15 protein-coding genes are annotated in these 18,024 nt (G+C 60.7%); 11 read left to right on the top strand and 4 right to left on the bottom strand.

The window, feature by feature from the left end:
* The first annotated feature begins 62 nt into the window (after nucleotides 1–62).
* The 7 genes from C0V97_RS02415 to C0V97_RS02385 all read left to right on the top strand — a co-directional run bounded on the left by C0V97_RS02415 (nucleotide 63) and on the right by C0V97_RS02385 (nucleotide 8,123).
* On the top strand, nucleotides 63–1,322 hold the full coding sequence (locus tag C0V97_RS02415) for a TIGR03862 family flavoprotein (RefSeq protein WP_233581923.1): 1,260 nt from the start codon (nucleotides 63–65) through the stop codon (nucleotides 1,320–1,322).
* Nucleotides 1,323–1,354: 32 nt separating this feature from the next.
* A complete protein-coding gene (locus C0V97_RS02410; RefSeq protein WP_127100354.1) occupies nucleotides 1,355–2,785 on the top strand; it encodes an ATP-binding protein in 1,431 nt (476 codons plus the stop codon).
* Between the two features lie 65 nt (nucleotides 2,786–2,850).
* Nucleotides 2,851–3,066, top strand: a complete 216-nt coding sequence (locus C0V97_RS02405) for a hypothetical protein (RefSeq protein WP_127100352.1) — start codon at nucleotides 2,851–2,853, stop codon at nucleotides 3,064–3,066.
* A 51-nt stretch (nucleotides 3,067–3,117) separates the two neighbouring features.
* A complete protein-coding gene (locus tag C0V97_RS02400; RefSeq protein ID WP_127100350.1) occupies nucleotides 3,118–4,989 on the top strand; it encodes a potassium transporter Kup in 1,872 nt (623 codons plus the stop codon).
* 80 nt (nucleotides 4,990–5,069) lie between these two features.
* Nucleotides 5,070–5,444 carry a hypothetical protein gene (locus tag C0V97_RS02395; RefSeq protein ID WP_127100348.1) on the top strand — a complete coding sequence of 125 codons (375 nt, stop codon included), beginning with the start codon at nucleotides 5,070–5,072 and terminating at the stop codon, nucleotides 5,442–5,444.
* A gap of 150 nt (nucleotides 5,445–5,594) precedes the next feature.
* On the top strand, nucleotides 5,595–6,761 hold the full coding sequence (locus tag C0V97_RS02390; protein WP_127100346.1) for a glycosyltransferase: 1,167 nt from the start codon (nucleotides 5,595–5,597) through the stop codon (nucleotides 6,759–6,761).
* Nucleotides 6,762–6,794: 33 nt separating this feature from the next.
* On the top strand, nucleotides 6,795–8,123 hold the full coding sequence (locus C0V97_RS02385) for a lipopolysaccharide biosynthesis protein (protein WP_127100344.1): 1,329 nt from the start codon (nucleotides 6,795–6,797) through the stop codon (nucleotides 8,121–8,123).
* Between the two features lie 48 nt (nucleotides 8,124–8,171).
* Here C0V97_RS02385 and C0V97_RS02380 read toward each other — a convergent pair whose 3' ends face one another.
* On the bottom strand, nucleotides 8,172–8,420 hold the full coding sequence (locus C0V97_RS02380; protein WP_127100342.1) for a hypothetical protein: 249 nt from the start codon (nucleotides 8,418–8,420) through the stop codon (nucleotides 8,172–8,174).
* 328 nt (nucleotides 8,421–8,748) lie between these two features.
* Between C0V97_RS02380 and C0V97_RS02375 the strand changes: the two genes are divergently transcribed.
* The 3 genes from C0V97_RS02375 to C0V97_RS02365 all read left to right on the top strand — a co-directional run bounded on the left by C0V97_RS02375 (nucleotide 8,749) and on the right by C0V97_RS02365 (nucleotide 12,804).
* Nucleotides 8,749–10,023 carry an MFS transporter gene (locus C0V97_RS02375; protein ID WP_127100340.1) on the top strand — a complete coding sequence of 425 codons (1,275 nt, stop codon included), beginning with the start codon at nucleotides 8,749–8,751 and terminating at the stop codon, nucleotides 10,021–10,023.
* Between the two features lie 8 nt (nucleotides 10,024–10,031).
* Nucleotides 10,032–11,264, top strand: coding sequence for an SLC13 family permease (locus C0V97_RS02370; protein WP_127100338.1), 1,233 nt, complete (start codon nucleotides 10,032–10,034; stop codon nucleotides 11,262–11,264).
* 103 nt (nucleotides 11,265–11,367) lie between these two features.
* Nucleotides 11,368–12,804 carry a DUF2252 domain-containing protein gene (locus C0V97_RS02365; protein ID WP_127100336.1) on the top strand — a complete coding sequence of 479 codons (1,437 nt, stop codon included), beginning with the start codon at nucleotides 11,368–11,370 and terminating at the stop codon, nucleotides 12,802–12,804.
* A gap of 28 nt (nucleotides 12,805–12,832) precedes the next feature.
* Here C0V97_RS02365 and C0V97_RS02360 read toward each other — a convergent pair whose 3' ends face one another.
* The gene (locus C0V97_RS02360; protein WP_127100334.1) at nucleotides 12,833–13,348 is read right to left on the bottom strand and encodes a hypothetical protein; all 516 of its coding nucleotides are present in this window, start codon (nucleotides 13,346–13,348) and stop codon (nucleotides 12,833–12,835) included.
* Between the two features lie 241 nt (nucleotides 13,349–13,589).
* On the opposite strand from C0V97_RS02360, the gene C0V97_RS02355 reads away from it, so the two are divergent.
* Nucleotides 13,590–15,116 carry a glycoside hydrolase family 32 protein gene (locus C0V97_RS02355; RefSeq protein ID WP_336984904.1) on the top strand — a complete coding sequence of 509 codons (1,527 nt, stop codon included), beginning with the start codon at nucleotides 13,590–13,592 and terminating at the stop codon, nucleotides 15,114–15,116.
* Nucleotides 15,117–15,225: 109 nt separating this feature from the next.
* On the opposite strand, the gene C0V97_RS02350 is transcribed toward C0V97_RS02355, so the two are convergent.
* Nucleotides 15,226–16,434 (bottom strand): oxidoreductase, encoded by a 1,209-nt coding sequence (locus C0V97_RS02350; protein ID WP_233581921.1) that lies wholly within the window; start codon nucleotides 16,432–16,434, stop codon nucleotides 15,226–15,228.
* 271 nt (nucleotides 16,435–16,705) lie between these two features.
* Nucleotides 16,706–17,953, bottom strand: coding sequence for an FMN-dependent L-lactate dehydrogenase LldD (gene lldD / locus C0V97_RS02345; RefSeq protein ID WP_127100332.1), 1,248 nt, complete (start codon nucleotides 17,951–17,953; stop codon nucleotides 16,706–16,708).
* Nucleotides 17,954–18,024: the final 71 nt, after the last annotated feature.

Raw genomic sequence — 18,024 nt, 5'->3', positions numbered from 1 at the left:
CCCTCGAAAGGCTCAAGGGGTAATCGGGACTGTCTATGGCACTATTTGGTGAAGAGGCCTAAATGCCGCTCATGGAGACGAGACAACCCATCGCCATTATCGGGGCCGGCCCGGCTGGTCTGGCCGCTGCCGAGTGGCTGAGTGCATCGCATCACGCACTGGGGCGTGAGATTGTCGTGTACGACCAGATGCCCAGTGTCGCGCGCAAGTTCCTGATGGCAGGGCGCAGCGGACTGAACCTGACCCATGCCGAGAATCTCGAGGATTTCCTCACCCGCTACGGTTCGGCGCGCGACTGGCTGGCTCCGATGATCGACCGGTTTCCGCCTGAGGCGCTGAGACAATGGGCCGAGGCGCTTGGCCAGCCCTGTTTTACCGGGTCGAGCGGGCGCGTCTTCCCGCAGGCCATGAAGGCTTCTCCTTTGCTGCGGGCGTGGCTGGCGCGCCTTGCCGAACAGGGCGTGCGCTTCGCGCTGCGTCATCGCTGGGAGGGGTGGGATGCGCAGGGCGCGCTTCGTTTCGACAGCCCCGACGGGGCTGTAACCCGGGAGGTCAGCGCGGTCATCCTGGCGCTGGGGGGCGCCTCATGGCCGCGTCTGGGGAGCGATGGTGGCTGGGCCAGCTTCATGCCCCCTGGGGCGGTCATGCCACTGGCACCCGCCAATTGCGGCTTTCTCACCGCCTTGCCGGAGGCGTTTCACGCGCAGTTTCATGGAGAGGTATTGCATTCTGTTACGCTCAGCGGGGTGGGCCAGAGCGCGCGCGGTGATGTCACCATCACCCGTACAGGCATCGAAGGGGCGCCAGTGTATCGTTTGTCGGCCTCATGGCGCGAGGTTCTGGCGCGTGAGGGGCGTCTGCGCATCGCGCTCGATCTGCGGCCCGGCATGAACGAGGCGGATCTGGCTGCGCGTCTGAGCGGATTTCGTGCGCGTGAAAGCCACGCCAATCGTCTGCGACGTCTCGGACTCTCGCCCGTCGCGCGCTGGTTGATTCGCGAGGCGATGTCGATGGATGAAGGGGGACAGGCCGCGGGCAATTGCGCCCTCGCGGCTCTGATCAAGGCTTGTCCTCTTGTCCTGACTGCGCCGGACACCCTGGCCAGAGCGATATCGACAGCGGGCGGCGTCAGGCGCGCGGCACTGGATGCGCATCTCATGCTGCGCGAGCGCCCGGGTGTGTTCGTGGCCGGCGAGATGCTTGACTGGGAGGCGCCTACCGGGGGCTATCTGCTTCAGGCCTGCTTTGCGACTGGGCGCGCGGCCGCCGAGGGAGCGGATCGCTGGCTGGCAGCGCAACAGGAAGCCGCGCATCGTGGCTGACTTCGGGGGCGGTTTGCGCTAGGGACAGCGCCATGAGCGTATCCATCACCATGGGCCGTGGCCGAGACGGCGCGGATGTCCAGCTGGACCTGACCGAACTTCTTGCAACCCGCCTGCTCGTGCAGGGAAATTCGGGGTCGGGAAAATCGCATCTGCTGCGCCGGTTGCTTGAACAGACGGCTACGCTCGTCCAGCAGGTGATTGTCGATCCGGAGGGGGATTTCGTTACTCTGGCCGATAAATACGGTCATCTGGTCATTGACGCCTCGGAGCAGACGGAGGCCACGCTGCGTGCGGCCGGCGAGCGCGCACGCGCGCATCGTGCCTCTGTGGTGCTCAATCTGGAGTCGGTCGAGGCCGAAATGCAGCTCAGGGCGGCAGGGTCGTTTCTCAACGGCATGTTCGAGGCCCCGCGGGCGCACTGGTATCCGGTCCTCGTTGTTGTGGACGAGGCGCAGCTTTTCGCGCCGGTGGCGAGCGGCGATACCTCTGACGAGGCGCGTCGTCTCTCGCTTGGGGCGATGACGAACCTCATGTGCCGCGGCCGAAAGCGTGGTCTGGCGGGGGTGATCGCCACACAGCGTCTGGCCAAGCTTGCCAAGAATGTTGCGGCAGAGGCCTCGAACTTTCTGATGGGGCGCACTTTTCTCGATATCGACATGCTGCGTGCCGCCGATCTCTTGGGTATGGAGCGCCGCACGGCAGAGGGATTCCGTGATCTCGCGCGAGGGCAGTTCATGGCGCTGGGGCCCGCACTCAGCAGAAGGCCACTGATGGTCACGATCGGAACCGTCGAGACGGCCAGCCATGCCACCGGCCCCGTGCTGACCCCCTTCGAGGCCCGACCTGCGGAGGATAATTACAGCCTGATTCTCGAGCCCGTGGTTGAGGCAACGCCCCGCCCGAGAGAGCGTCGCGCCCCGACCCCCGACCTTCTGGCGCAACTCGATGCCTATAGCGCGGCCGCTCCGATCGAGGAGGCCGTGCCAGAGGCGGAAGCAGCCCCTGAATTGCTCTGGCGGTTGACGGAGGCGGTGATCGCCGAGACAGATTCTGCCTATCGATCTTTGGCGACGCTTTACCAGGATTTCCAGCTGCGGGCGCGTATCGAACGGCTCAGCCGCAATGTGCTCGACCTTGGCGCCTTCCGACTGCTTTTGGCCAGCGTGCGGTCCGGATCGAGCTTCGTGCAGGCGCAGGAGGAAAGCTGGCACCAGGCACTCGATATCGCCCGTTCCCTGCCCGAGGACGTGCAGGGCGTGGTTCTGCTCCTGGCGCGCGCCGCATTAGATGGTGCTTCCTGCCCCGGTGATGAAGCCATTGCAGAAGCCTATGGTACGCATTCACTGGGACGTGCGCGGCGCCAGCTGGCCTATCTGGAGGAACGTCAGATCATCGTGGTGCAGGATATGCCCGCGGGGCGCCGCATTGCGTTCATCGGCTATGGCTGGCAGACCGGATAAGCCCTGCAACCGGGTTGCGGGGCGTCTCGTTTCATCCCGGACCGAGACGGTTTGCGGAGAAAATTATGACAAACGATGAACTGATCGCCCTGGTAGCGCTTAATGGCACTGATGCCACCTATGACGCACGGCTCTCTGGATACGACATTACGGTGCCGGTGCACATCCAGGGTGGCAATGGGCATTACGTCATCAAGCATCGCGTCAAACCCATGTATTTCTCCGGGGCGATGATCATCGACGTCAAGTTGCTGGATGCTGACGCGCCTCACCACGACTGACGGGCCTCATCTGCGCGGGAGGCCCACCCATAACGACCAACGGGGAGCCTTATGGCCGAGGAAAACAGGAAAGTGCTGCCGGGAGCCCTGGCAGCGCTCGGTATCGTCTTTGGTGATATAGGAACCAGCCCGCTCTACACCCTCCAGACAGTCTTGAACGATACGGGCTCTACCGACCGGGCCACGCTGCTCGGCGGGTTCTCGTTGCTTGTCTGGACGATGATCGTGGTGGTGGCGGTCAAATACGCCACAGTGGTTATGCGCGCCGACAACAAGGGGGAGGGCGGGATACTCGCACTCTTCTCGCTAGTGGGCGGTTCTTTCGGCAAACACTGGTATACGCGCGGCACGCTTCTTGCCGCGGCAGGGCTGTTCGGTGCTGCTCTGCTCTATGGTGACGGGGCCATTACGCCGGCCATCTCGGTACTGAGTGCGATCGAGGGAATCGGTGTCGTGACCAGGTCGCTGCAACCGTATATCCTGCCAATTGCCTGCGTCATCCTGTTCGGTATCTTTGCCATCCAGCCGCTGGGCACGGCGCGGATCAGCGCTGTCTTCGGGCCGATCATGTTGCTCTGGTTTCTGGCGATTGGCGGGATCGGTCTGTACTCGTTGCTGCATGACCCTTCCGTGCTGATCGGGCTCAATCCGTTTTACGGCCTGCGCTTTCTGTATGAGCATGGCGCGAACAGCCTCATCATCCTGGGGGCGGTCTTCCTTTCGGTAACAGGGGCCGAGGCGCTCTATGCCGATATGAGTCACGTCGGACGCCCCAGTGTGCGGCTGGCGCTGGCGGTGATCGTTCTCCCCATGCTGGTGTTGAGCTATGCAGGTCAAACCGCCTTTCTGGTCAGCCATCCACAGATCAAGGATAATCCGTTCTTCGCGACCATGCCTCATGTTCTGGTGCTGCCGATGGTGGTGCTCGCGACATTTGCGACGATCATCGCGAGCCAGGCCATCATCACGGGAGCTTTCACCCTGACGCGCCAGGCCATGCAATTGGGTTGGTTCCCCAGCCTCAATATTCGCCAGACCTCGGATAGCGAATACGGCCAGATCTATGTTTCTGTGGTCAACTGGCTGCTCATGGTCATCACGCTGCTGATCGCGCTCAGCTTCAAGAGTTCGGACGCGCTCTCCGGCGCCTATGGTACTGCGGTCTCAACCACCATGCTCATGACCACGCTGCTCATCTTCGACGTGATGCGGGAACGCTGGGAATGGCCGCTCTGGAAAGCCCTTCCCGTCGCGCTGTGCTTCTCGGTCGTGGATGTGGCCTTTTTTGTCGCCAATCTGCTCAAGATCGACAAGGGCGGCTATGTGCCGCTTCTGATCGGACTGTTCATCTATGTAGTCATGACCACGTGGCGCAGGGGAATTATACTGCTGCGCGCGGGACTGGCTCCTCTGGGCGAGCGTTCGGACAAGGTTCTTCAGAAATTACGGGACGGCGACCTCATCAGGACGCCTGGAGCGGCCGTGTTTCTTTCACGTTATGAGAGTGCCCTGCCGCCCATCGTGATGCGCCATGTGGCCGATTTTCATTGCCTGCCCGAGCATGTGGTCATTCTGAACGTCAAGTTCGATACGGTGCCGCGCATTCCGGCTGATGAGCGCATGACGGTCAAGGAGGTCGGCAATGGACTGTGGCAGATCAACGTCACCTTCGGCTTCGTCGAGATTCCCAACCTCTATTATGTTCTGGGTCAGGCGCAGGAGCAGGGTTGTACGCTCGATCTCGACAAAGTCGTGTTTTTCGCCGGAGATGACGACGTGGTGCCTGATCTGAAGACCCCTAAAATGGTCTCTCCCCGTCGAATCCTGTTCGGCTTCCTCTATCGCAATGCGGTGCGGGCCTCTGACCGGTTCACTCTGCCACGCGAACGTCTGGTCGAGATCGGTCATCAGGTCGAAATCTGATCCGTCGCTCCTCGACTGCGTTGTACTCCCCTTGCCATCCCGAGAAAGAGGGATGGCCAGCAGATAAAAGGAAGAATCCCATGCGTCACGTCTCTGGCTATTCGCTTCTGGCCGCATTGATGGTTGCCGCGGCCCCGGTCGTAACACTCTCGGCTGCACAGGCTGAGCCAGGTGGCTGCCTCAAATATGGCGCCGCAGGTGCTGTCGGGGGGCATCTGGTCAATCATGGCGTGCTTGGGGCTGTGGGGGGCTGTGCAACCGGCATGTACAAGCGCCATGAGTACCGCAAGGAGGCCAAGCAGAAGGCCGCGTTATACGACAAGGAGCATCCGGGCGCGAAGGGCAGCTATGAGGAGAAGGCCACCGCGTATGACGTGGAGCACTCGACCCAGCCCGGCAAGTCGGCGCCCTCCGATGGTGCCAAACCCGATGGTGGTGCACCGTCTCACAACTGATTTGATCCTCTTCCTGTGAAGGATCGACGGCCCCGTGCGCCTGGCGCCGGGGCCGTTTCTGCTTATATTAAAAAGTAACGCATTGTATCTCATGTCAAAGCATGTCAGAAGCCCTCCCAGTTTTCGGTGAACAGAGTCCCCGTCCAAACGATGTCCATTCATCCGCGTATCAACTTCGGGCCTGCCCGAAACGCCGTTTCTACCATTGGTATCGTCCTGCGTGACTTCAGGTTGGGCGGGAGTGAGCGCGTGGCGATCGGCCTTGCCAATTACTGGGCCTCGCTGTCGCTTGACGTGGTCCTGATTGTCGGGCGCATGGATGGTCCGTTGCGGGATCTGGTTGATTCGTCGATCGAGATTGTGGATCTGGGGTTGTCCGGGCGTCTCGGTGATACGGCGCTGGCATGGGCGCTGGCGGTTCACGCCAGAGGCATCTTCCGTACGCGCCAGATCGATAGCTGTTATGTGCCCGGCAATAGCCATTGGCCTGTCATCCCGGCTCTCAAGGGTCTCAATGCCGCGCATCGACCGTTCATGATCGCTCAGGTCAGTTCTCCTGTGTGTCGGGAGGGACGCTCCTCACTAGGGCAGGCCGGGTATGACTGGCGTATGCGCTGGCTGCTTCGCGGCGCTGACCGCATCACCACGCTCAGTGAGGATCTGGCGCGGGATACGAGCGGGATCGTAGGCTGCGAGGGCGTCGAGGTCGTACCGCTTCCCGCCCTTTGGGATGAGGGGGCGCCCCGCGAGGCACCAGATGGTACGATGACCGTTCTGGCTGCCGGGCGGCTGGTGCCGATCAAAGGGTTCGACCTGTTGATCAGGGCATTTCGTCTCGTCGCTGATCGTCATGCGCGCGCAAAGCTTGTGTTATGCGGGGAGGGCCCCGAGCGCGACCGCCTGGAGAAGCTTACGGTCGACCTCGGACTGGAAGGTCATGTGATCTTCGCGGGCTATGTGCCATCCATCCGACCGCATCTGGATGCAGCGCGTGTGTTTGTTCTCTCTTCTCATTGCGAGAGCTATGGCGCGGTTCTGCTCGAGGCGCTGGCCGCGGGGCGTCAGGTGATTACGACCCGCTGTTCGCCTGCTGTGGACGCTCTTGTCAAAAGCCCAGTTGCCGGGCGGAGCGTGCCTGTGCGCGACGTCGAAGCCCTGGCGCGCGCCATGACGGAGCTACTGGCAGAGCCTGCACCATCCTGCGACCGGTTGGCCGCGCTGGTTGCCCCTTTTCATGTTTCCCATGGGGGCAAGCTCTACCTTTCCCTGATGCAGTCGCGGCCTGAGGTGCGGCTCGATTTGAAGGCAGCCCTTTGACAAATTCGATACGCCACGATCTCTTGCCGCTCCATGGCTTCTGAACAACGCTCCGCGCTGCATCGTATCTTCAGCAATACAGGCTTTCTGATCTCGAGCAGGATCATCAACGCGCTTTGCAGCTTCGCCTATGTTGCCTGGGCAGCGCATACGCTCGGGCTGGCCACGTTTGGCGTGTTGTTGCTGATCACCACCTTTGTGACACTGGTTTCCGACATGACGCATCTGCAGTCATGGCAGACCTTGCTGCACTATGGCGCGGCCGCGTTCGAGGCCAGGGACCGAAAGCGCTTCATGCCTGTTCTGGGCTATTGCATGCGCTCGGACATGCTGAGCGGCGCTGTAGGGCTCGTAGGCGGCATCATTGTCATCGCGCTCGTAGGAAGCACGTTTCTGGGCTGGTCGCCCGGAGTCAAGCGTGACGCCGCATGGATGATGGCGACGGTCGCGTTCATGAATACGGGCTGGTCGACAGGGGTGATCAGGCTCAGCAATCGCTTCGGCCTCGCCGCGGTGTTCGATTTTGTCTCCACCTGTGTGCGGACGCTGGGCTATCTGCTCGGCTATCTGCTGCGTGCCCCGCTCGAATTTTTCCTCTTTGTCTGGTTCCTGCATCAATTCGCCTTGTTCGTTGTCACGAGCCTGGGCGGCTTTCTGCTGCTGCGTCGCCAGATGGGGCGCGATATCGGATTTCTGTCCTGTCTCTTGAGCGCTGCGGATATCAAGGGGATCTGGGGCTTTACCCTCAGGGTCAGCGTCAATCAGATTCTCGATGCCGTGTTCCGCCAGGGAGGCACGCTCATCATCGGCGCAATTCTGGGCGCGCGTGATGTCGCGATCTATCGAGTGACCAAGCAGATCTGCGATGGCCTGGCCAAGCCTGCCCAGATGATGATTCCGAGCCTGTATCCCGAATTCGTGCGCTTTCGTGACAACCAGAACTGGCATGAGTTGCGCCATGTCACGCGGCGTCTGGCGCTGGTGATCATCGGCTTTTCGGTGCTTGCCGTTCTGGTAGCGATCTTTGGCGGTAAGGCCATTCTGCATATGATGCTGCATGATAATTTCGCGCATGAATTGCCGATTATCCTGCTCATGGTCGGCAGCGCGCTGCTTGAGGTTTGCATTATCCCGCTTGAGACGTTGCTGACCGTCATGGGGCGGCTCGCGATCATTCTCAAATACCGCCTCGCGGTGATCGCGGTTTACTTCGTGGTTCTCGCCGGGTTCCTCACCGTTTTCGGGGTAACCGGCGCAGCATTGGCCAGTGTGCTCTGCTCCGTCATGATCTTCGCCATATGTTTGTTCCTGGCAGCGCGCTGGATCTCGCCCCGCTGGGCGGCACGCTATGGCGAAGTCTGAACAGAGGCCTTCCGGCCTGGCGCGTTCATAGCGGCCGGGCGCGCTGTTCTACCGGTGAGGGGCCTGCTCACGATAGAGGCCGAGCCAGAGCAGGGAAGCAAGACCGTAGCTGACGGGGGAAACCCAGCGCCCGAGGAGCTCTGTCGCGGTTTCGGTATGGGCGATGATGCCGAAGGCCCAGCGATGATCGGGATAGAGAAACAGTCCCACATGGGACTGCCAGAGGGGCCTGAGCATCCCCATCAAGGTGAGCGCGAGGCAGAATAGCCAGCCCAGAGCGCGGAGGGGAGTAATCATGGCAGGCTCCTGTCGGCGCTTCCCGACGCTTTTACCGCGCAAACCGCCTTCAAACGTCGGATGTCGAGACGTGTTTTGCAGAGAGATAAGGAAGTTATTCTTGTATCTCAGGATGTTCTGCGATGCGCAAGGAACATCTCGGCCCCACCGCCGTTCTGCCCGGATCGTGCCCCGGTTGCCATCGAGCCTGGGGGCGAAAGGCCTAGGGCCAAGACACCGGACACTCTCGGCAATGCCGGAATCTTGCGTTGCATGATGGTAACGGATCGCGCCAATCGGGGCTGAATTTCAGAACGAGCGTCCTCCGGGCAGGGGGTGAGGAAAAACAGTGAGCAGCACCAGGATCGCGCAGGACAGCCGCACCACTAATGCAGGCAAGGGGCCTTCGGCGAGTAGCGTTACCGGTTTGGATGCCACGAATTTTTTTCTGGCCGATGTCCAGGACGGCGTAGGACCCTATCTGACCGTGTATCTTGCGAGCGCGCGGCACTGGCAGGCGGGTTCCATCGGTATCGCAATGGCCATGACGGGTCTTGCGACAGCGCTTTGCCAGATTCCGGCCGGGCTGCTTGTGGACTCAACCCGATACAAACGCACCCTTGTTGCCGTGTCGGCTCTGGTGACGGCGCTGAGTTGTATCCTGATCATCGCCCTGCCCGGCATGGCCCCCGTCATTGCCGCGCAGATCATGATGGGTGCCGCTGCCGCCGTCATCCCGCCCGCTCTGGCGGCTATCTCGCTTGGCCTGGTGGGGCGTCGTCGGCTGCCGGGGCGTATCAGTCGTAATCAGGGGATCAATCATTTTGGCTCCTTTGCTTCAGCGGCGCTGGCCGGCTTGTGCGGCCAGTACTGGGGGCTGAACTGGATCTTCTATCTTGTCTGCGGTTCCGCCATAGCGAGCGCAGTCGCTCTGCTTCTTATCCGGCCTAAGGAAATCGACCAGAAGGTCGCGCGTGGGAGCGAGGATGAGTCGAATGATCCGCCCGTCGCTCTGAACGCCCTCTTGGGGCGTCGTCCGGTCTGGGTGTTTCTGTGCGCCATCGTGCTGTTCCATCTGGGCAATGCGGCCATGCTGCCGTTTGCAGGGCAGGTCATGGCCAAGAGCCATCCGGGCTCCGAAACGGTCACACTCAGCGCCTGCGTGATCGTTGCGCAATTCGTTATGATGCTGGTGGCTTGGGCGGTAGGCCGTGCCATGGCAGGGGGTATCGGACGCAAGCCTATCTTCCTGCTGGCCTATGCGATCCTGCCGATACGCGGATTGCTGTTCTCCTGGTTCGATGCACCGACGGCCATCATCGCGATCCAGGTGCTGGATGGTATTGCTGCCGGTATCTTCGGCGTGATCGCCATCATCATTGCTGCGGATCTCACCCATGGAACCGGGCGCTTTAATTTTCTGCAGGGAATGGTCGCGCTGAGTGTCGGTATCGGCGGCGCGCTCAGCAATTTGCTCGGGGGATATATCGTGCAGCTGGAGGGGTATCGCGCTGGTTTCCTGTCGCTCACGGCCATCGCCGTTCTGGCATTGCTGTTCTTCCTGATGCTGATGCCTGAGACGCGCGATCCTGATGAGCCGGCCCGTAATGCGGTTCCGGCCTGAGCTGGATCATGGAGAATTTCTTGCTTTGGAGTTTGTGTCTTCTGGCGGTTGCCGGGCTGCTCCTGCGCCCATGGCAATTGCCCGAGGCGCTTTGGACAGGCATTGCGGCTTTGCTGGTCGTTGTCCTTGGGCTCGAGAGCTGGGGGGCGGCGTGGCATGCTATCGTTTCGGGCAGGGAGGTCTATCTGTTCCTGCTCGGCATGATGATCCTGAGCGAGGTTGCACGACAGGAGAAACTCTTCGACTGGCTGGCGGCAGCCGCGATGCGCCATGCGCGAGGTTCAGGGCGCAGGTTGTTTCTTATCATCTTCGGCGTCGCTATCGTGACCACGGCCTTTCTGTCGAATGATGCGACGATCATCTTGCTGACCCCTCCGGTTATTGCCGTGGCAGCCAAGGCCGAGATTGATCCTTTTCCCGCCTTGCTGGCCTGCGCTTTCGTGGCCAATGCGGCAAGTTTTGTCCTTCCGATCAGCAACCCGGCCAATCTCGTGATCTATGGAGGGGCGCCGCCCAGTCTCATTCCCTGGCTGGGGCGGTTTCTTATGCCATCCTGCGTGGCGATCGGAGTCAGTTTCATGGCGCTTTATGCGATGGTGCGCCACGCGATCGATGCGCGGTTTGCATCTTCCGAAGTCCTCCCATCGCTCGATCCTGTTGCGCGGTTGACGGCCTGGGCCCTGCTGGGAGTCAGCATCGCCCTGACCGTTGTCTCCTTCCTTCATGGTTCCCTCGGCTGGGCCACGGCCATTGGCGGGGCGGGGCTGGGTGTGATGGTTACGCTGCTGCGCCGGGCTTCGCCCATACCGGCTCTGCGCGAGATTTCCTGGTCCGTGTTTCCGCTTGTGGCCAGTCTGTTCGTGCTGGTGTCAGCCGTCGAGCAGACGGGCATCATCCGGCATCTGGGAGACCTGATCCTGTCGTTTGGTCATGGGCGCGCGGCCGTGCTGGCCTCGGGGTTCGGCCTCGCCATGCTGAGCAACCTGATCAATAATCTGCCCTCGGGTCTTCTCGCGGCGCAATTGGCCCCCGATCTCGCGACGCATGGAGGCAGTTTGCAGGATGCGCTTCTGATCGGTGTCGATCTGGGCCCCAATCTGACGCTGAGCGGGTCTCTGGCCACGGTTCTCTGGCTCATCATCCTGCGCAAACATGATCTCGATATGCGCTATGGGAGGTTCATGCGCTACGGCGTGGTGCTCACACTTCCTGCGCTGGCGGCCGCTCTTCTGGTTCTGTAAGTGTTCCGCATTGTTCTGACGATACATTCATGAAGCATTTTGCCTTTTGTGACGTTTGATGTCTGATAGCCTTCAAATTCAGGCCACCGAGAGGATACGTTTCATGAATGCCGCCATCCCTCCCGCCCGTGCGCCAAAGCGCAAGAGCCGCCCGTCTGAGAACGGGGGCGAAACGGTGCTGGAAACGCGATCCGCACGGCATCAGGAAGGGCAGCATCTGCGTAAAATCCTGCCACGCAGCGCGCAGGCGGACTGGACACCTCTCCCCGAGCGGCCCGATCCTGTTGCCCTTCTGGTTGAGCAGGGGCAGCGCCGTATTCCGTCCCTTTTGCCCGTACGCTACGCGCGTATGCGTGTTTCGCCCTTTGCTTTCCTGCGTGGCAGCGCCATCGTGATGGCGGCCGATCTGGCACATACGTCGTCCGCCGGGCCGATGGTGCAGAGCTGTGGTGATTGTCACCTGGCGAATTTTGGCAGCTATGCGTCCACTGACGGGCTGGCCGTCTTCGATATCAACGACTTCGATGAGACTTATCCCGCCCCCTTTGAATGGGACCTCAAGCGTCTGGGCACGTCTTTCATTCTGGCCAGTCTGGAGAATGGATTGTCGGACATTCAGGCACATGAGAATGCCCGCATTGCGGCTGCCAGCTATCAGAGCGAAATGGCCCGTCTCGCCCCCATGAGCCCGCTCGAGATCTGGGCTGACAGGATCGATCTCGCGGCTGCTATCGAGGACTTCTCGGACAAGCATACGCGCAAGGCCGTCAAGGCGCGGCTCGAGGCTAGGCTTGACAGTGCTCGGGCGCATTTCGGACTCGTATCCTTCGACAAGGCGGTTCCCAAGCTCAAGGTGAAACCGCCTCTCGTAATGCGCCTGCCCGGCGAGGACGCTACCATCAGGGAGGCATTCGACCGATATCTGGCTACGCAGCCGCCAGAACGCGCCATCCTGCTCTCGCGCTATCGGCTCAAGGATACGCTGTTCAAGGTAGTCGGCGTGGGGAGTGTGGGGACCTATTGCGCGATTGGACTGTTCGCGACTGCCGATGGCGAAACGCTGCTGCTCCAGATCAAGGAGGCTCAGGAATCGGTTCTGGCTGCGCATGTCCAGGGACCGGCCTTCGCCAATCAGGGACAGCGTGTGGTGGCCGGGCAGCGCCTCATGCAGGCGACCTCGGATATCTTCCTGGGTTGGACACATACCAATACAGCCGAGCAGCCAGGAAAGCGCAGGCGGTTTGATGGCGCGAACAAGCAGTTCTACGTGCGCCGCCTCAAGGACAGTCGGCTGGCCGCAATCGGTACCGATGTCGCTCAGGAAGGTCTGGATGATTATGCCGCTCTTTGCGGTCGCGCTTTGGCACGCGCCCATGCACGCTCGGGCGATGTGGCAATGATTCACGGTTACCTGGGATCGGGTGACGGTTTTGCGGAGGCGATCGCAAATTTTTCGGCCATTTATGCCAGTCAGACGCAGCAAGACTGGAGGGATTTCAATGCGGCGATCGATAGGGGAGATCTTCCCGTCGCCTCATGAAGGGGCATCTTGGGGTGAGTGCTCGTACTCAAAGCGAGACAGCTTTGCACAGGTTGAAGAAGGTCACTGTGATCAGCGTGGCGAGGATCACGCTGAGGAGCCATAAACCTAAAGTCATGATCGGAAGGAAGCATGACGGCTGGCCCGCTTCTTTCAGCGTACTCGCGAAAACAAGACAATAGAGCGCGGCGGCGAGGACAAGAAGCAGCCATTCGATCCACGTGTCCCTGAGACTGTCAGCCCCAAGAGGAGGCAGGCCGAGAACGACGTCGGAGTTGAACCGGAGGAGAATATGAAACCGGGCGCGGCGTACGATAAGCGCAAGAGGAAAACAGATCAGCCAGGGAAGCGTCACGAGATAGGGCAGGGACTGAAGTACGGCGTCTTTCAGTGTGATCACGCGGCATCGGTGCAGGCCCAGCAGGATGACGAGGCACAATAGAGGAGGCATCACGACCATCGGGAAAAGGAAAGGATCGAATCGCCCCGCAGAAAGTATAAAGCTGTAAAGGCTAAGTGCATCGTAGAGAAATATCTGCTGCATGAGCCTGAGCCAGTTTAATCGTACAGGTTCATTCATAGTTTGATCGTACTCGCACGAATGGGTCGGCTGAACGGATAGGAGTGGAGCCCTGAACTCCATATTTCAAGTGCCTATAGTTACGTATTGATCGAGGCCTGTCGCCTCTTTGCTTGCCTTTATGGCATTTTGCCATTATATGAATGCGCGCCGGAGCAGTCCGGTGCAATCAGAAAAAGACCTTTTCATAAGCTCCTGGAAAAAAATGACTGAAAAGAAAAACGGATGCGTTTTCTCCCTTATGGGGCGACACTATCGGCCCTCAGTTCATTTCACCCCGCCGATTGGCTTCATGAATGATCCCAACGGCCTCGTTTTCGACGGGACGCAATATCATCTTTATTATCAGCACAATCCCGATGCGGCGTATTCCGCCAATATCTGCTGGGGTCACGCGATCAGTACGGATCTACTGAGCTGGAAAGACCAACCCATCGCGGTACCGAATACGGTTGACGGTCAGGCCTATACCGGCTGTGCCGTGATCGACCGTGACAACAGCTCGGGCCTGTTCCCCAGTACCAATGGTAACAACATGGTCGCGCTCTACACGCGCTCCCTGCCCACGCGTCAGAGCCAGTATCTGGCGATCAGCCGCAATAACGGGCAGAGCTTCGAGGAATATGGGCAAAACCCCGTCCTTGATATCGACAGCCCCAATTTCCGTGATCCGCAAGTCATCTATCATGCCCCCACGCGCAAATGGGTGATGGTGATTGCCGAGGTAGATCAGCATCAGATTGGCTTCTATGCCTCGCCGGATCTGATTCACTGGACGCATCTCAGCAATTTCGGTCCGGCCGGGCTTCCTACCGTCAATTACGAATGCCCGAACCTCATCCAGGTGAAAGATGAATGCGGCACAGCGCATTGGGTGCTGTTCGTCTCCATCAATCCGGGCAGCCCGATGGGGGGCAGCGTCACCCAGTATTTCATCGGCGATTTCGACGGGGCCGTGTTCACTCCGTATGACGGGATCCTCCGGCTCACCGATTTTGCAAAGGATGCCTATGCCCTGCAGGTCTGGAGCAACATGCCGGATGAGGAGGCCGTCAACATCGCCTGGATGGGGAACTGGCAATATTGTCAGGAATTGCCGACCCAGGATTGGCGTGGCGCGATGTCCCTGCCGCGCAGCCTCTCGATCCGGCATGACACGAACGGCTATCTGCGCCTTGCACAGAAGCCGCGTGGTGTTGAAAAGCTGCGCCGCATGCAGCATAGCGAGGCAGGAAGCTACCTGCCGCAGGGGACAAAGCGCGACCTCGCACTCCCCCAGGGCAAGGCGATCGAAATCGTGCTGCGCCTGACCGCCGATGAGCATCGTCAGACCGATCCGTCCAGCTCCGGTCCCGTGATCAATCGTTTTGAGCTGGCCTTTGCCAATGCGGAGGGAGAGAAGCTGTCGATCGGGTATGACGTTTCGAGCGCACAAATCTGGCTTGATCGCAGCAAACTGCGCGGCTTTGATCATCCGTTTTATACCGGCCGTTTCGCCGCACCCATCAATACCGCGTTCTATGCGACGCCGCGCGGGTTGGATCTGCACCTGTTTCTCGATGGCTGCGCCTTCGAGCTCTATGCGAATGAATATCTGGAGACAGGATCCGCCCTTGTCTATCCGGCCAAGCCGCTCGATATCTTGCGTCTGAGTACCGACGGGATGGGTGTCACACTCGACAGCTTCGAGATCTTCACACTCGATAAGACGATGTGCCGCGAAACGGCCTGACCGCGTCCTGCGTCTTCCCTCCGGACCCTCGTATCAGCAGGGAAGACGCCTCCTCGCTGCGCCGATAGATCCGGCGGAGCAGGGCCGGTGCGGGCCGGTGCGCAGCCATTCATTCCTGCGGGCCAGCCTTGGGCGGCGGGGTGGGGTAGCCCGCCTGCGCACTGGCTTGGTCGTGCCAGTGCCGTTTTTCCTCCGGGCTCAGCGCGAGCGGCACAGCACGTTTTTCATGAGCCGATTGGACCGCGGCCTCGATCACGGCCATGACGGCCAGAGCTTCGACAGGTCTGATCGGATTACCTGCTTTTCCGGTCAGTGCCCGAGCCAGCTGGCGGTAAAGCTCTCGCTGGTCGCCTTTCAGCGCCGGGCTCGGGCGGCTCTCACTTTCGGCCAGATATATTTCCGTCGCATCCGGGTCTTCGCCCCACCCGGCGTGCCCCGGGATCATGCCTTCGCGAAGCTGTGCCTCCTGGGGATCAGCCAGCCTCTTGATCAGAGTACCGCCAGTACCGTGGACGACAAAGCGCGGCGCAGCCTCTGCCGCCAGGGAGCCGGTATGCAGGATGACGCGTGTCGCACCGTATTCCAGCAGGATATGGGCCCAGTCATCGCTCTGGGCGTTGTCCCGTTGCAGGGCGAGCGAGGCGTAGACCTGTTCGGGTAACCCGAAAATCTGGAGGGCCTGATCAATCAGATGCGGGCCGATATCATAGAGCACGCCTGCGCCCCTGGCGTTGCTCTCGCGCCAGCGATCCCGGACGAGGGGGCGAAACCGGTCAATGGTGGACTCGAAATGTGTGACGCGACCGATCGTTCCGTCCGCGATGGCAGCACGAATGCTCAGGTAGTCGCTGTCCCAGCGGCGATTGTGAAAAACGCAGAGATGTCTGTCATGCTGCTCTGCGGTCGCGATGATCTCCCGGGCTTCATCGAGAGACAACGCGAAAGGCTTTTCAAGAACCACATGTTTCCCGGCGCGCAGGGCGGCGCAGGCAAGCGGGAAGTGGGTGTCATTGGGGGTGGCAATCACGACCAGATCAACATCCGGATCGGCGAAGGCTGTCTCTGGATCGGTATAGATCTGGCACGTCGCAGGCGCGCTGTTGGACGGAATGCCGTGTCGTGAAACGATACCGTGCAGATGCCATTGCGGCAGCGTGGATAGGAAAGGGGCGTGAAAGGTGCGGCTGACATAGCCGAAACCCACCAGAACGGCCCGCAGGACTGGCTCTTCCATGAGTATCTCCGTCACAAAAATCATCTCCGGGAATAACCGCCAGAGAAAGGGAAGTGCCTCTTCATGCGGGCTTTCGCTGGACACTCAGGCAATCATTCTCGCCTGTCTTTAGCGATGGCTGCGCGTTTCGGTTGCACGCCATGTCCTCTGCGTCACCCCGCGTGCGGCGGGGTTCACGAGGTGTCGTATCAGGGGGATGCCTTGGCTCCCTTGCGCGGTTTGAAGGCAGAGTGACCAGGTTTCATCGCATGGCGGCGCAGGGAGGGCCGAAAGGGGGCCAAGTCTCGTGTTTCCCCTTATTCTCCAGTGTGTGGCGTTGACTCCGTGAGAAGGTTCGGGAGCCAAGCGCCTTTGCTCAGCCTTTCGCCGACGCATTCTGGCGGGATCGTGTCTTGCGTGGCGCGGGAGTTGGTTCTCGTGTCTCACCCTTCGTTGCCGGACTACCGGAGTGGGGGCTATATTCGCGCTGGAAATGGGCGATCTTGTCCTGCGTGATGTCCTTGATCGAGCCAGCGCCGATCAGTGTCATGGTCACCTTAAGATCGGCGGCGATCAGGGCCATGAGGCGCTGCACGCCTTTTTGCCCCTCGGCCGCAAGCGCGTAGATATAGGAGCGACCCAAAAGCACGCCCTGTGCACCGAGCGCGATCATGCGTGCGACATCCAGTCCCGAACGTATGCCAGAATCGGCCAGAACGGTGAGCCGGTCGCCCACCGCCTCGACGATGGCAGGGAGGACTTCCGCTGTCGGGGGGGCGCCGTCGAGCTGACGGCCGCCATGGTTGGAGACGATAAGACCATCGGCCCCCATGCGCAGCGCATCGCGCGCATCATCCGGGTCGAGGATGCCCTTGATGACGAGTTTGCCCTTCCAGCTCTCGCGTATCCATTCGAGGTCCTGCCAGCGTATGGTCGGATCGAAATTCGAGCTGAGAAAACCCATGTAATCGGTCATCGACATCGGGCGACCCGTATAGGCTTCTATATTGCCGAAAGAGAGCGGACGCCCTCTCAGCCCGACATCCAGCGCCCAGCGCGGATGCTGCAGCGCCTGCAGATATTGGCGCAAGGAGGCATAGGGACCGGACATGCCTGAATGTCTGTCGCGATAGCGCGAGCCCGGCGTGGGCATATCGACCGTGAAAACCAGCGTTTTCATGCCAGCCTGCCAGGCGCGTTCAAGTGCATTTTTCATGTAGCCCCGGTCTTTGAGGACATAGAGTTGGGACCAGAGCTGTCCGGAGGCATGTCGGGCGACTTCCTCGATGGCGCAGACAGAAACCGTGGAGAGGGCATAGGGAACGCCCGCCCGCGCCGCAGCCCGCGCTGCCTGAACCTCGCCCCGCCGCGCATACATGCCGGTTGCGCCGACCGGCCCGAGGGCAAAGGGCGCCGCCCAACGAGACCCCATAAGGGTGGTGTCGAGCCGGGGAGCGCCCGCACCAACCAGAACCTTTTGCCTGAACCGTATGGCCTGGAGCGCGTCGCAATTCGCGCGCATCGTCTGTTCCGTTACGGCCCCGCCATCGATGTAATCGAACAGAAAGCGGGGGAGGGCCCGCCTGGCCGCTTCACGATAATCGGTAGGCGCAGAGATGATCATGGTATCTTTCCGGATGGAGACGCTTGGGCGCCTCGTTTCAATGGGTCTGAGGGTGCGGTCAGCGCGAGGCG

The organism is Asaia sp. W19 (assembly GCF_003994335.1).
Lineage (GTDB): Bacteria > Pseudomonadota > Alphaproteobacteria > Acetobacterales > Acetobacteraceae > Asaia.
The sequence above is the reverse complement of the archived record's forward strand: the minus strand, read 5'-3'. Positions and strand labels throughout refer to the sequence as shown.